This is a genomic window from Desulfobacter latus (genome assembly GCF_013389365.1).
GTDB lineage: Bacteria > Desulfobacterota > Desulfobacteria > Desulfobacterales > Desulfobacteraceae > Desulfobacter > Desulfobacter latus.
Genome location: NZ_JACADJ010000026.1, coordinates 19,190 through 34,546, shown reverse-complemented (window position 1 = coordinate 34,546; position 15,357 = coordinate 19,190). Strand labels below are relative to the sequence as shown.

Annotated in this window: 13 protein-coding genes; all 13 read left to right on the top strand. The window is 52.0% G+C overall.

The window, feature by feature from the left end; all coding sequences use genetic code 11:
• Positions 1–14: 14 nt before the first annotated feature.
• The 13 genes from HXW94_RS09315 (at position 15) to HXW94_RS09255 (ending at position 15,316) form a co-directional block, all read left to right on the top strand.
• Positions 15–830 (top strand): ParA family protein, encoded by an 816-nt coding sequence (locus HXW94_RS09315; RefSeq protein ID WP_178366628.1) that lies wholly within the window; start codon positions 15–17, stop codon positions 828–830.
• Complete coding sequence (locus tag HXW94_RS09310; RefSeq protein ID WP_218576644.1) at positions 823–1,314, top strand: tetratricopeptide repeat protein; 492 nt, start codon at positions 823–825, stop codon at positions 1,312–1,314. Before HXW94_RS09315 ends, HXW94_RS09310 begins: the two co-directional genes overlap by 8 nt.
• The gene (locus HXW94_RS09305; protein ID WP_178366626.1) at positions 1,301–3,004 is read left to right on the top strand and encodes an Hsp70 family protein; all 1,704 of its coding nucleotides are present in this window, start codon (positions 1,301–1,303) and stop codon (positions 3,002–3,004) included. Before HXW94_RS09310 ends, HXW94_RS09305 begins: the two co-directional genes overlap by 14 nt.
• The gene (locus tag HXW94_RS09300; RefSeq protein WP_178366625.1) at positions 2,997–4,940 is read left to right on the top strand and encodes a methyl-accepting chemotaxis protein; all 1,944 of its coding nucleotides are present in this window, start codon (positions 2,997–2,999) and stop codon (positions 4,938–4,940) included. The genes HXW94_RS09305 and HXW94_RS09300 overlap by 8 nt, the downstream gene beginning before the upstream one ends.
• Positions 4,941–4,943: 3 nt before the next feature.
• Positions 4,944–6,926, top strand: a complete 1,983-nt coding sequence (locus tag HXW94_RS09295) for a chemotaxis protein CheW (RefSeq protein ID WP_178366624.1) — start codon at positions 4,944–4,946, stop codon at positions 6,924–6,926.
• An 80-nt stretch (positions 6,927–7,006) separates the two neighbouring features.
• Entirely contained in the window at positions 7,007–8,077 is a 1,071-nt protein-coding gene (locus HXW94_RS09290) for a protein-glutamate methylesterase/protein-glutamine glutaminase (RefSeq protein ID WP_178366623.1), read from the top strand.
• A 5-nt stretch (positions 8,078–8,082) separates the two neighbouring features.
• On the top strand, positions 8,083–8,817 hold the full coding sequence (locus HXW94_RS09285; protein ID WP_178366622.1) for a sensor histidine kinase: 735 nt from the start codon (positions 8,083–8,085) through the stop codon (positions 8,815–8,817).
• Positions 8,801–9,694, top strand: coding sequence for a chemotaxis protein CheV (locus tag HXW94_RS09280; RefSeq protein ID WP_178366621.1), 894 nt, complete (start codon positions 8,801–8,803; stop codon positions 9,692–9,694). Before HXW94_RS09285 ends, HXW94_RS09280 begins: the two co-directional genes overlap by 17 nt.
• A 12-nt stretch (positions 9,695–9,706) precedes the next feature.
• The gene (locus HXW94_RS09275; RefSeq protein WP_178366620.1) at positions 9,707–10,774 is read left to right on the top strand and encodes a HEAT repeat domain-containing protein; all 1,068 of its coding nucleotides are present in this window, start codon (positions 9,707–9,709) and stop codon (positions 10,772–10,774) included.
• Positions 10,774–11,655, top strand: a complete 882-nt coding sequence (locus HXW94_RS09270; protein ID WP_178366619.1) for a CheR family methyltransferase — start codon at positions 10,774–10,776, stop codon at positions 11,653–11,655. Before HXW94_RS09275 ends, HXW94_RS09270 begins: the two co-directional genes overlap by 1 nt.
• A gap of 18 nt (positions 11,656–11,673) precedes the next feature.
• Positions 11,674–12,051 (top strand): response regulator, encoded by a 378-nt coding sequence (locus HXW94_RS09265; protein WP_178366618.1) that lies wholly within the window; start codon positions 11,674–11,676, stop codon positions 12,049–12,051.
• Complete coding sequence (locus HXW94_RS09260) at positions 12,038–12,349, top strand: hypothetical protein (RefSeq protein ID WP_178366617.1); 312 nt, start codon at positions 12,038–12,040, stop codon at positions 12,347–12,349. The genes HXW94_RS09265 and HXW94_RS09260 overlap by 14 nt, the downstream gene beginning before the upstream one ends.
• 30 nt (positions 12,350–12,379) lie before the next feature.
• Positions 12,380–15,316, top strand: a complete 2,937-nt coding sequence (locus HXW94_RS09255; RefSeq protein ID WP_178366616.1) for a chemotaxis protein CheA — start codon at positions 12,380–12,382, stop codon at positions 15,314–15,316.
• The last annotated feature ends 41 nt before the right edge of the window (positions 15,317–15,357 follow it).

Here is a 15,357-nt window from a genome sequence, read left to right as displayed (position 1 = left end):
AAGGTATGTAATTTATGGGAAATACGAAACCCTTTACACAAGAATCCCCAACCCGCTTTATCACCTTTGCCAACCGTAAGGGCGGATGCGGCAAGACTACGACAGTGATCAACATCGCCCATGCCATGGCCCTGGCGGGCCATCGGGTTCTGATTGTAGATATGGATCCCCAGGCCCATGCCTCCCTTTCCCTTGGCTTCTCACCGGAGACGGACCGGATGAATGTCGCCCATGTACTTGCCAAAGAGATCACCATGGATAAAGCAGTGCTGAATACCCATTTAGGAAATATTGATCTGATACCGGCATCCAGGGATTTAACCCAATACGAAATCCACCATTCGGTCAAGGAAGGCCAGGAAACAAATCTGACAGACACCATCACCACTGCAAGAGAAAGGTATGATGTTGTTATTATTGACCCCCCACCCACCGTCAGCCTGTTGATGATCTCGTCCCTGGTGGCGGCAACCGAGGTCTATATTCCGCTCCAGATGAATTTTCTGGCCATGGAGGGCCTGGCTGAAATGATGCGCCTGATCTATCTGGTCAACGCCACCTGGAATCCGGATCTGCGGCTCCAGGGGATTGTCCCCACCTTTTTTAACAAAAATACCCGGCTGTCCAAAGGTATCTGCCGGGAAATTATCCATAACTTTGGCAAAGAGAAAATGGCACCGGCTGTCCGGACCAATATCAAACTGGCCGAAGCGCCCGGCTATAAGCAGACCATATTCGAATTTGACCCCAAAAGCATTGGTGCGGATGATTACCGGAAACTGGCCCGATTTATACTCAATTCCCATGAGTCGTTTGAAAACCATGGCTAAAAAGAGCGATTCTGATTTTTACACAGGTACAAGCTTGAGCGACCTTCTGGGAAAAAAGGTGCCGGATTTAGATACCCTGGGCCGGTTGGAACGATTGCAGGAGATGGAACGGGAAAAACAGGCGCTTCTCACTAAAATCAGTTCTTTGGAGAAGGAAATTCAAGGTCTGAAGGCGCATGACGCAGCTGAGAAAACGTCGACGGATGGACGATCGGCACCCGACACCATTGATGAAATTTTCAAAAAGGCCGTAAGGGAAATGAAGCAGGATAATTTTATCGATGCCATGGGATTGCTCCAGGCCGTGCTGTTTTTTAATCCGTCCCATATCAAGGCGCAGTTAAACCTGGCAGTCGTCTACCACGGTCTGGGATTTATTGACCGGGCCGTAAAGACCCTGGAAATAATTCTGGAACAGGATCCTGAAAATGAAATTGCCCGGGGGAATCTGGCGATAATAAGCAGGAACGATGACAAAATCTAAAGATACAAAGCAAACAGATACGAACATGGATGAAAAAAAGACGTATACGGATTCCGACACCCCTGCACCCGCAGAAAAAACGTCAACATCTCCGGTCATCGGCATTGACCTGGGGACGACCAATTCCCTGGTGGCCTATATCAAAGACGGCTCCCCCCGGATCATCCCCAATGAGCGCGGAGAACGTATCACACCGTCTGTGGTCCATTTTAAAAAGAACCAGGAGATCATCATCGGACAGATGGCCAAAAGCCGGGCTGTGCTCAACGCGGATGAAACCATTTCCCATGCCAAGCTGCAGATGGGGACTGATACGACATACACCCTCCACGGCAAAGCTTACACGCCTGTGGATATATCTGGGTTCATCCTGGAGAACCTGAAACAAACCGCCCAGACTTATCTTGGGAGCGAGATTCAGGATGCCGTCATCACAATCCCGGCTTATTTCAACGACACCCAGCGGGAAGATACCTTAAAGGCTGCCCGAAAAGCCGGGCTCAACCCCATCAAGCTGCTCAATGAACCCACCGCCGCGGCCCTGGTATACGGCCTGAGTGAAAAAGAGGACTCAAAGCTGCTGGTTCTGGACCTGGGGGGCGGCACCTTTGATATTACCCTTATGGAATACAAGGACAAGGTGTTCCGGGTAAAGGGGGTTGGGGGCGCCACCACCATCGGCGGGGTTAATTTTGATCGTGCTGTTGTGGACCATATCCTTGAGGAGTTTAAAACAGCCCACAACATTGAGTTAGAGGCGGATAAAATTGCGTTTCAGCAATTGGTGATCCATGCGGAAAAGGCAAAAATAGACCTGTCCTCCACCGACGAAACCCAGATTCTGGTGCCTTATATCACCGTCACCCCGGAAGGACCCATTCATCTGAACCTGACCCTGACCCGGGGGAAACTGGAGGAACTGATTCAGCCGCTGCTGGAACAGATCGGCAGACATATCCGGCAAACCTTCAAGGAAGCCGGGTTGAAACCGCCTTGGGTGGATACCGTATTGCTGGTGGGCGGCAGTACCCGGGTGCCGGCACTTGAAGAACTGGTCAAGCGGATTATCATCCAGCCTGAGCCGGAATCAAACGAAAAAACACAGGCTGCTCCCCAGATCATTGCCCGGAATCAGCTCAAAAAGAACATTAATCCGGACGAGGCTGTGGCCCGGGGCGCCGGTATCCTGGCCGGTATCCTGGCCGGCACGGTCAAGGGTATCCAATTCTTTGACATCAGCCCCCATGACCTGGGCGTAGAAGATGACCAGGGTGAATTTGTTCCCCTTATCCCCAAGGGAACGGTCTATCCCACCGAAGTGTCCCATTTGTTCACCAACACCCAAGACAACCAGACGCGTGTGTTTATTCATGTCCAGCAGCGTTTAGGCATGGATAAAGAGACATTCGTTTCCCTGGGATGGTTTGAACTGAAAACCGATCCCACCAAAAAAAAGGGTGAATCCAATATTGACGTGACCTTTGCCATTGACAGCAACGGTATCTTAAAGGTCAGCGCCCTGGACATCGATCTCGGCGAGATCAAAAGCATCACCATTCAAAGTGAAAACGGTTTGTTTGTCCAGAGCCCGTCCGACAAAGATCCCTCGGCAGACAAACCCTTTGATAATCCCCGTCAATCAACAAATATAGATGTAAATCCAGACAACAGGAGGAATAAAAATGGCTAAAACAATGGCAAAACCCGCCGCAATGAAAACCGGTATTACCGCAAAAATCGACCACGGCGACGACATGGCTGAAAAAAGGGCCCTGGCCAAAAAGCAGGCACAGGAAAAGGCAAAGGCCAGAACCCTTGCCCGTCAGCAGGCCATTGCCGAGCGTCTGGCCGCGGCCGTGGAGCAGATGTCTTCATCCCTGGCCGAAGCCGCTGCCGCATCCGAAGAACTCCAGAACAACATGGAGCAGATCTCGTCTGTGGCGGAAGAGGCATCTGCCGCGTCCGAGGAGTCCCGGGCCGCCATCAACCAGATCAAGACAGCTGCTGAAATCGCCAACGACCGGGCCAAGGTCTCTCTGGAAAAAGGGACTTTTCTCCAGGAACTGATCAATACCACGACCCTGGATATTGAAGCCCTGGTCAAAGGCGTTCAGGAATCGGCAGACGCCAACCGGCAGTCCACGGAACTGATCAAGGAGTTGGAAAAAAATTCCGAGCAGATCGGCGAGATCGTGGGTGCCGTGGTCCGTATTGCCGACCAGACCAACCTGCTGGCATTAAATGCCGCCATTGAGGCGGCCCGGGCCGGTGAGCACGGCCGGGGGTTTGCCGTGGTGGCCGACGAGGTCCGAAACCTGGCCGAGATTTCCGAACAGAGCGCCCGGGACATCAGGAATGTGGTGGACGAAATCCAGGCCCAGGTGCAGCAGGTGGTCAATGATATCGAGTCTGCCACCAATGAATCCGTGGCAGAAGTTGAAAAGGCCAAACAGATCACCGATGATCTGGGTAAAATCGCCAGTGATATGAAAGACGTGGTAGATAGCTCCAAAGCGATTGACCAGAATGCCAAAAACGTTCTATCTGACGCGGAGGATTTCCTCAAAGGCGCCGAGGACATCGCCTCCAATGCAGAAGAACAGAGCAGCGCAGCAGAAGAAGCCACCAAAGCCATCGGCGAGCAGAACAAGGCCTTTGACGAGATGCAGGCCGCCAGTGAAAATCTGGCCGAACTGACCGAAACCCTTAAAAATGCCACAGACAGCCAGAAATCGGCCGAAGAAGTGGCTGCCGCGGCTGAACAGCTTTCCGCCAACATCGAGGAAGCAAGGGCCACGGCCTCCCAGATCATGACTGCCCTGGAGCAGATTGCCAAAGGCTCTTCCAACCAGGCCGAAGTCGCTGATACCACCAAAGAGTTAGGTGAACGTCTTGAAAACGCAGCCAATGGTATGGCGGAACGGGCGGATGATTCCGGCAAACGCATTGAAGATATCAAAGAGCTTGTGACCAATAACAAGGTGAACACCGACAATCTGATCGCCAACATCGACAAGGCAGCCGAATCTGCCAAGGGGTCTGTGATCAATGTCAAGAAGCTGGATGAAAAGACCAATGCCATCAACAAGATTGTGGACAAAATCGTAAATGTGGCATTGCAGACCAATATGCTGGCGGTGAACGGCTCCATCGAAGCGGCCCGGGCCGGCGAGTTCGGTCGGGGATTTTCCGTGGTGGCCGGCGACATCAGGACCCTTGCCAGTGATTCATCAGAGAACGCTGAAAAGATCCAGGATATGGTCCGGGCCATGCAGAACCAGATTGTTACAGTATCCGGCGACCTGGAAGAATCCGCCAACACCGCTGCCCAGGAAGTGGAAAACGCCAAAAAGACCACGGCCAACCTGGATGTCATAGATACCGACATGGACGAAATTCAGATCGGGATTACTGATATCGCCAGTGGTGCCACTGAGACCCTTGCTGCGCTGGAACAGGCCAACAAAGCGGTTGAAGAGATTGCCAACGGCGCTGAAGAAGCATCCAAATCGGCCACTGAAGCCTCCACGGCTGCAGAACAGGGCAACAAGGGTATGGAACAGATTGCTGAAGCCATTGAGGATATTGCCAGCCAGGCCGATGAAATGCAAAATATGGGAGGGTAAGCTATGGCAGAGACAAAAACCGCCCCAAACCCCGGCAGTGAAGCCGCCGGGGATTTGGCAGAAAATCTGGACGAGGGGCAGTGCGTTGTTTTTGACCTGGCAGATGAGGAATTCGGCCTGGAAATCAACAGTGTAAAAGAGATTGTCCGTCTGCCTGATATCACCCCAATTCCCAGGAGTCCGGAATATGTCTCCGGCATCTGTAACCTTCGTGGCAATGTGCTGCCGGTGATTGACACCCGCACCCGATTTGCCATGACCCATAAGGATGCCACGGATCAGACCCGGCTTTTAGTGGTGGAAAACAAAGGCCAGCAGATCAGCCTGATTGTGGACCGGGTCCGGGAGGTCATGCGCATGGACCATTCACTCATCGAACCCCCCCCGGCGGTGTGCAAAGGGGTGGACAAGGAATTCCTCAACGGGGTTGTCAAGGTGGATGAAGGCAAGCGTCTGGTGCTCATGCTCAATCTGGATGAAGTCGTGGTGGTGGATATTGCGACCCAGGAAAAAAAGGCCCAGGCATCGGCCCAGACAATGGATTCGGCATCAGAGGATACGGCCTTGTCAGAGGAAGAACAGCTGGTCTCTTTTCGTGTGGGCGCAGATGAGTATGCCTTTGACATTGACAAGGTCAGCGAGATTCTCAAGGTGAACAGCATCACAGCCGTCCCCAATGTTCCGGACACGGTGTTGGGGCTGTTCACCATCCGGAATCACCTTATGCCTATTTTGGACATGCGCCGGATTTTAGGACTGCCCAGCCTCATCTCTGAACGACTGGCCCTGCTGACCCGGTTCCGGGAAGAAGAGCAGATGACGGTAACAGAACTGCAGAATCGCATGGGCACAGGCCAGCGGTTTACCGGGGAGACCAATCCCTGGGAAACGGCCTTTGGCAAATGGATTGAAAGCTATAACACCTCCAGCGTGGAGCTGGAGCTTCTGATCAAACGCCTGAAACGCGAGCGCAGCGACCTTTACACAGCCGTCGAAAAGGCCCTGGCGCTTTTTGAAACGGACAAAGAGGCGGCTGCCGTCTTTACCAACGAAAATGTGGCACCCCTGTTCAAAACCTTAGAAGACACCATCAGCACTGTCATGACCTGCATGGAGGCGCATATTCAGGAAGATCAGCGGACCATGGTGGTGGAATCCGGGCGCATGACCATCGGCTATCTGGTGGATTGGGTGGATGAGGTTTTGAGAATCCCCAAGTCGGTGATAGACGACACCCCTGCCATGGCCAGATCAGACAGGCAGGAACTCCGGGCCGTGGCCAAGCTGGATGAGGGCAAGCGCCTGATCATGATCATGGATGAATCCACCCTGGTTTCGGGTGAAACCTCCAAAGCGTTATCCGACATGCAGGACAAAATGTCCGGCAAGGGGCGGGTGGGGGAGGATGATCGGTCCATCACCGAACAGAGTATGGACGAGGAACAGCTAGTCACCTTTTCCATCAACGAAGAGGAGTACGGTCTGCCCATCATGCAGGTTCAGGAGATCAACCGGCTGTCAGACATCACCCATGTGCCCCGGGCACCTGAATTTATCGACGGCATGACCAATTTACGGGGTAATGTGATTCCGGTGATCAATATCCGGAAGCTGTTCGGCCTGGAAGACCTGGCGGTGGACGACCGGACCCGGGTCATCATCGTTGATATCAACGGCAACAGGACCGGCATACGGGTGGACCAGGTCAATGAGGTCTTGCGACTGAACAAGGCGGATATCGATGACACCCCGTCCATTGTGACGGAACAGGATACCGGCCAGCTCATGAAAGGGGTTTGCAAGATTGAAGACGGCAAACGCATGGTGGTGATGCTGGATGTGTCCAAAATGCTTAACAAGACGGAGTTGTCCAATCTTAAGAAAATGGGTGACAAAAAGAAAATAGCTGAAAAGGCAGCACCCAGGAAAACCACGGCAACAAAGCCCTCGCCCAAGTCAGGTGAAAGCCTTTCCATTGCCGAATAAACGAGAACATCTACTGGTTGCCCCGGCAGACTGCCGGCGGCAGCCGGTATAACCATAGAAAGAGGAGAATCAAACAGACCATGCCTGATATCCAAGTTTTGATTTGTGATGACTCTGCCCTGATGCGCAGATCCCTGACCAAAATGATTGAATCGGTTCGGGGCATGAAGGTGATTGGGGCCGCGCGAGACGGGGAAGATGCCGTGATCAAGGCCCGGGAACTGATGCCGGATGTGGTCACCATGGATATCAACATGCCAAAGCTTGACGGCATCACAGCCCTGCAGATCATTGTGGATGAGGGGATCGCACCGGTACTCATGGTCTCCTCCCTGACCCAGGAAGGGGCAGAGGCCAGTTTCCAGGCCATGGCCCTGGGCGCCTTTGACTATGTGGCAAAACCGGGGGGCACGGTTTCCATCAATATTGCCGAGGTCCGCAATGAGCTGACCGCCAAAATAAAGGCCGCACATAGAGGCCGCCGGGGGCTTGTCAAGCGACTGTCCAGGAAGACGCCTGAGAGAAAAAACAAACCCAGCCTGCTCACGCGGGTGAAAAGCCGAAGAACCGGCAACCAGTTCGGGTTTAAAGCCGTCGCCATGGGGGTGTCAACCGGCGGGCCCAAGACCCTGTTTGACGTGCTGCCCCATCTGCCAAAGAATCTGAACGCCGCCGTCTTTCTGGTGCAGCACATGCCGCCTAAATTTATCACCTCTTTTGCAGAGCGGGTGAACAATGCGTGCGAGATGACATGTGTCGAGAGCAGCCCGAGCATGACAGTGGAACCCGGCCATATTTACATGGGGGCGGGCGGACGCCATCTGACCCTCTGGGAAAAGAGTAAAAAAAGTATCATCCTCAGGGCCCCATCCAGACCCGAGCATAGTTTCATGCCGTCGGTGGATGTCATGATGGCGTCGGTGGTTAAGATTTTCGGTAAAGACACGGTGGGGGTTCTCCTGACCGGTATGGGGGACGACGGGGCCGACGGGATGGTCCAAATCAGGGCGGCCGGTGGGACGACCATTGCCGAGAGTGAGGAGACGGCCATTGTTTTTGGTATGCCCCAGGAAGCCATCAAACGCGGGGGCGCCGATATTGTCAAGCCCTGCTATGAGATTGCAGAAGAAATCATAAAGGCTGTGGGATGATAGACATGGATGATTCCAATTCAAAACAAGATGAATTGACCCGCCTGGTCCGTATGATGATCCATGATCTGGAAAAGCCGATCATGGTGTCCCATTGGATGTTGGACCGTATCGAAAGGGGAAAAATTGACCCCCGCCTGGACCGGGACAGTCAGATGGTCCGGTCAAGCATGCATGCCATGGCACGGGCGGGCCGGATGGTTTCAGACCTGAAAGAGATCATGTCCACCAAACAGCTGCCTGTCCATTGGTCCCGGTTTGGAGCCTCTGAGCTGCTCAAGGACCTGTCCGGTGTATTCAGGCAATTTGCAGAAGCCGAAGAAATCGACTTCCAGTGCCTGGACAATGTTATGGCAACCATTGAGTCGGATGAAGACCTGGTATTCCGGATTCTTGAAAACTATTTATACAACGCTCTGGTCCATACCGATCCCGGCGGAAGGATCGTCCTGGAGACCAGGGTTGATAACGGTACCATTCGATTTCTGGTCTTCAACGGCGGCAACCATATTCCCGAAGCTTCATTGGAACGTATTTTCGAGCCGGAGATACAACTTGAATTGCGCAGGAAAAAACAATGGCGGGGCCAGGGGCTTGGCCTGGCATTCTGCAAGCTTGCCGCAGGGGTTTTAGATGCCCGGGTGGGGGTTGAAAATGTGTACCAGCCTGAAGGGGTTCAATTTTCGTTGAGTTTGAATATCGAAATAACAAGGAGGTATATAAATGGCCAGTATGAATGAGCCGGATTCTTATTTAAAAAGCGGTTCAAACGAGCTGAAAATCTTAGAGTACAAGATCGGCAAACTGCACCTGGGAATCAATATTCTTAAAGTCAGCCGGGTCATCAACCGTCCGGAACAGTATGCAGGCAAAGAGGCCAATATGCATGCCGCGGTCATGGGGATGTTTTATGACCATGGTGCGATTGTTCCCCTGGTAGACCTGAGCGTGGTATTGGGACTGGAAAGCGATGACGGCGAAGGCCGGGTGATCATTACCGAGTTCTTTAACACCATCACCGGTTTCTGGGTGAATGCCGTGGAGCAGGTACACACCATTTCATGGGAGCAGGTAAAAGACACCAAGCAGATCATGGGGTCACTGGATAATCCCTACATACTGGCCATTGCCCGCCCGGATCAAGAGACCAATATACTGCTGGCGGATTACGAAAAGATTGTCCTGGAATTGTCACCCTCTCTGGCAGCAAAACCTGACGATCAAGGCATAACAACAGAACTTAAAGGGGACGGTCAACTCATTCTGGTGGCCGAGGATTCCGCCCCGGTCCGGCAGATGCTGGAGACCGAATTATCTGAAAGAAATTTAAAGGTCATCACCGCCCGGGACGGAGAGATGGCGATTGATCTGTTTGATGAAAATCCGGACATCGCCCTGGTGATTGCAGATGTTGAAATGCCCAAAAAGGACGGGTTGTCCGTGTTGGGGCATATCCGCAACGATCCGGATCGGAACCGGACCCCGGTTCTGGTCTATTCCTCCATCGGGGATATCGGCATGAAAGAGCGGGCCAAAGCCATGAAAGCCAATGCCCATATCACAAAATTGTCTCTGGATGAGCTGTTGAGGCAGGTGGCCCACCTGCTCAAGCTTTAAAGGATTTTATCAATGGAACGGTTGAAACAAAAGCTGCACAGCCCGGATGAAGCAGAACGGCTTTATGCGGTGCAAGATATCCTTGATGAGCAGCCGGACAAGGCCCCGGAATGGCTGGTGGAACGTTTAGGCGAAGAGTCGAGCGTGGCGGTCAGGGAAAGTCTGGTGGATGCCCTGAAAGGTATTGATATTGAATCCGTGTTCCCGCGTTTGTTTGGCATGTTTTCCAGTCCGGAGGCATTTTTGCGCAACGCCGCAGTTGATATTTTCGGTGAAGGGGGGGATGCGGCCATTGCGTTTTTGACCGCCTATTTGGATCATGCTGACCGTGAGGTGAGAAAGCTGGTCATGGATTCCCTCTATGCCACACGGTCAAAAACAGCGGTTATGGCTTTGCGCGCCGGGCTTTTCGATCCGTCCGTCAATGTAAAAATTACGGCCGTCGAGTATCTGGGGCAGCTGTCCGATACCGACAGCCTGCCGGAGATGATCCGAGTGTTGGAAACCAAAACCGAGCCCATGCTGGTCTCAGCGATCCTTGAAGCCCTTTCTGTGATGGGCGGGGCCCAGCATATCCAAAGCGTATTTAAGGTGCTGTGCCCCAACGGGGATATCCGGGAAATCAACGGCCTGTTTCTGCCGGAATTTATCCGGTTGGTGGCAAGATCGGGTGATGTTGAGATTATTGAACAATTCCTCTCAAGCATGGACGGTTCCGGCATTTATGCCGAAGATTATATGGAAGCCGTTATCGAAAGCAGCCGCCGGTTCCCTCGAATCACCGGAAATAAAGCCGTCAGAGACTTTCTCCTGGGCCTGATTGAGAATACGGAAGCAGATCCGGCCATTCGGTACACGGCCTGTGACCTGGTTCTTGAAAACCAGCTTATCGATCCGGAACAGATAGACCCCATTGGATTTGAGCTGATGGAACAACCGGGCATGCAGGCAATAGGGCTGCGATGGCTCTTTAAATCAGACACCCAAGACGCCAGGCAGAAAATTCAGGACATATTGAAACGCACCGGCAATCAAGAACTGAAACAATTATATGAAGATCTGACCGAACAGGAGTATTAATGGGAAGCCCACGAAAAGCCTTTTTTCAATCCGGCACGAGTCCCGGCGACGTCAGAATTTCCCAGGATGAATTCCGGATTCTTAGCGAATTCATCTATCGTAAGTGCGGGATCCGCTTTGAACCTCAGAAATTGTATTTTATTTCAAAACGGATAAACAAGCGGATGCGGGAGCTTGCCATTGCTACCGTGGCCGACTATATCCGCCTGCTTCGGTTCCAGGATCTCAAAGGTCAGGAATTCCAGAGATTGGTAAACCTTCTGACCGTCAATGAAACGTATCTGTTCCGGGATTTTCCCCAGCTCCAGGCCTTTGGGGAAAATTGTCTTGAGGATGTCGAAAATAGAAAGATCGCCGCGGGAGACCGTACCTTGAAGATCTGGTCCGCAGCCTGTTCCACCGGGGAAGAACCCTATACCCTTGCCATTATCCTGTTGGCCATGCTGGATGATCCTGAGGACTTTAAAATTGAGATTGTGGCCAGCGACATTGATGAAAATGTACTCAAAAAGGCCCAAAACGGTGTCTATTACCAGCGAAGCATCAGAGACGTTCCCAAGGAATACCTGATGAAGTATTTTACACGAAGCAGGAGCGGCGCCTACACGGTCAGCGATCAGCTCAAAGAGCTGGTTCATTTTGAACATCTGAATCTAAACGATAAGGACACAGTACGCAAGAAAAGGGGATTTGATTTTATTTTCTGCCGTAACCTGCTGATATATTTTGACGATGATTCAAGAAAACGGCTCATGAACCAGTTTTATATCTCCCTGAACAAAGGAGGGTATATTTTTCTGGGGTCCAGTGAAAGCGTCAGTCGCTTGTCTGCGGCCTTCAAAATGAAACGGATGGGTAAGCACCTGGTCTACTATAAATAATATGGGGAAGAAACAGACATGAAGAAGATTCTTGTGGTGGACGATTCACCGGTGGTCAGGAGCTTTCACTCCAATATCCTGAAGGTGGAGGGGTTTGCGGCAGATGTGGCAGGGGATGGGATTGAGGCCATTGAAAAGTCCTTGAACAAGGCCTATGACCTTATCCTTTCCGACATCAACATGCCGCGCATGGACGGCCTCACCATGATCCAGGAACTGCGGCAGGAACACCGGCAGGATCTGCCCATCATCGTGCTTACCACCCAGGAGGAGGAGATCCATCGCACAAAAGCGTATATCAAAGGCGCCAATCTTTATCTGGTCAAGCCCGTGAAACCGGAACAACTGGTACAGCATATTAAACTGCTGCTGGGGGTGCCCCATGAGAATGACTAAACGCAAAACAACCGTCACACTGACCCTGCACCCGGTTTCGACTGTTGATAAGGTGACAGTGGATGCGCAGAAAGCCGCTGACATCCCCGATGGAATCCAGCGCATCAATTTGAAAATAGACAAACTAAAAAAACTGGATACAGGCTATTTGCAGTTCCTTCTTTCCCTGGCCGTATTCTGCCGGGAACGAGAGATCGACCTGAACCTGGAAGGCAATGATCCGCTTCTGAAAAATATGTGCCGGCTCTACGGGATCAGCCCCACACTGGATATGGGTGCAGGATCTGAAAAACCATAAACCGGCGTATACGAGGATAAAGGTAATCGTATGGCATATGAAGAGATAACCGAAAAATTTAAGAAAGAATTTCTCCAGGAAGCCAGGGAGATTCTGGAAACGGTTTCCGAAGATATCCTGAAACTGGAGGCAGCCCCGTCCCGGACCGAATTGCTGGATGCCTTGTTCCGGGGAATTCATACCATCAAAGGGAGTGCCGGTTCTTATGACCTGGCGCGGATCACTGATTTTTCACACCACCTGGAAAATCTGTTCAACGTGCTTCGTAACAAAGAGGTCGAGTTGACCCCGGAGGTGGTGGACACGATTCTGGTGGCTGCGGACAGCCTCACTGCCATGATAGAAACCTATGAAAAAGGCCGGGTGCCTGATATAGACCCGGAACTCGTAGAGCGTCTTCAAACCTGTTATAAAAAATCTGCCGCTTCCGCCCTTACCCTGGAAACAGCCCCCCTTCCGTCAAACATCCGTGCTGTTCTTGAATCGGCGATCATGGAAAAACAGCAGGCCTATAAAATATACTGGGCATACGCTGATTTTTCCTCGGGGGATATGCCGGACCAGGCCCGGTTTATGGCTGAACTCCAGGACAAGTGTCAGAACTATTTTCCGGTGATGGGGGGAACAGATATTCCGGGGCTGGACACGTTTGATCCTCTGAAGCTTTATCTGCAGCCGGTACTTTATGTCTCTACATCATTGTCATCCGATACGATTGAAGACCTTAACAACGGTTTAGGGGATAATCGGGTAAAAGAGCTGGTTATTGAATCAATTGCAGCACAGAGCGTCGCGTCAGAAGAGGCGGCCGACAATGATCCTGTGCCGGATGAGATGGATGAAGACACCCTGCCTGAGTTCCAGATGGACATGGAAGAGGCCATGGGCGAATTCCTGGAAGGTGCTTTTGAAATGCTGGAGGCGGCGGAACAGAGCATCATTGAGTACGAAACAAGCGGCTCCGACGATTCACTCAATGCGATTTTCAGGGTGGTTCACAATATCAAGGGGGATGCGGATTTTATTGGGGTCAGGGAACTGACCCGGTTCACCCATGCCACAGAATCCCTGATTGAGAAACTGCGGCAGAAACTGATACCTGCCACCCCAGAAACAGTGGATGTCATTCTTAAATCCATGGATTTTATCAAACATGCCATTTCCGTCCTGGCAGACGGAAATCCCATGCCGAATTTGCCTCTGTTGTACCAGCAACTGCTCAAATATGATGACGCCGGTCACAAGGAAGCGGTCACAGTCTGTGTGCCGACACTGCCCAAGGACATCCATGATGTGTTTTATGAACAGGTGTTTCAATTCGAGGAAATTTTAGGTATCTGCATGGATACATCCCACAGCTTTGCGGATCGCAAAGCCCTTGCGGTTCAGACATTAAGGGATTTAACCGTTTGCGCAGACACCGTGGGGTACAAGGAGTTGTCCGTCAAGGCGGCGGATGTGTGGGAAAACTGGCATGATCCGGAACTGCGGTCAGATAATCCCGATCTATTATCCGGTCTGGAAGATGTCCGCTCCCTTCTGGATCAGCTTCTGGAAGAATCCGCCAGGCTGGGTGAAATCCTGATCCGGGAGAAAAAAATCCAGGAGGCGGATCTGGAAGAGGCCTTAAGCCGTCAGAAAGTGGTGGGAGAATTGCTGGTGGACTTGGGAAAGGTATCTGAAGAAGATGTGGCCCTTGCATTGAAAAAGCAGCAGGTGCTGGAATCGGCGGACCGGCGGAAAACACAGAAAAATGAAGACGAATCCGGCAAGTCGGCATCCATACAAAGTATGCGGGTGGATGAGAAAAAGATCGAGCGCTTTTCCAATATGGTGGGAGAAATGCTCATTGCCCGGAACAGATACGCCTATCTCCTGGACCAGTTGGAATCGGCGGACGGGGATATCCGCCCCACGGTCAGGGCCATGGAGGAAAATCTCCACCTGTTTTCCAGACTTACCAGTGAAATCCAGCACTCTGTGGTGGCCCTGAGAATGGTTCCCATAAAGGGGATTTTTACCAAGTTTGTCCGGGTGGTGCGGGACATCAGCAACAAGCAGAAAAAATCCATCCAGCTCATGACCGACGGCGAAGAGATTGAAATCGACAAAAAGGTGGCGGATGTGCTGACAGATCCCATGATTCATCTGGTGAGGAATGCCTGTGACCACGGCATTGAAACCGGTAAAGAGCGTGAGACGCAAGGCAAACCGCAAAAAGGCACCCTCTTGCTCCGGGCAGTCAAACAGGGCAGCAGCATTATCATCGACATCATTGACGACGGCAAAGGCATTGATCGGGAAAAATTGTTCAAAAAAGCCAGGGAAAAAGGGTTCAAAATTGACGCCAAAGATGATCCGGGGCTGCTGGACCTGATATTCATGCCCGGCATCTCCACTGCCGACGAGGTGACGGATATTTCCGGCAGAGGGGTTGGCATGGATGTGGTCAAAACCACGGTACGTTCCCTTGGGGGCACCATTAACCTCATGTCGGACCAGGGCAAGGGGACCCAGGTGACCCTGTCCATTCCCACCACCCTAGGTATAGACACGGTGTTGTTCATTGAGGCGGCCGGCAATTCCTATGCCCTGCCCATTGAATGTATCCTTTCCACGGTAAAACTGGCACCGGAAAAATTCAGACAGGCCGGAGACGCCCTGGTATTTTATTACCGGGGGGAAGTGCTGCCGGCAGTGCATTTGCAAGAGATTATTTCGAAAAAAATACCCGGATCTGCCGGCTCTCAAATCAATAAAACAGGCGAACAAGAGTGGGCCTGCGTGATCCTTAAAAATGCCGGGGGCAAGTTCGGTCTGATCATTGACCGGTTTGACAAGAATATGGAAATCGCTGTAAAACCCCTGCCTGAAATGCTTTCGGGGATCAATATTGTCAGCGGGGTGAGTATTCTCGGAGACGGACGGGTTCTGCTGGTGTTGAACCCCGAGCATTTGACGGCATAAGCCGGCAGCAGCGACTCGAACCTGAACCAAAGGAAATGGGT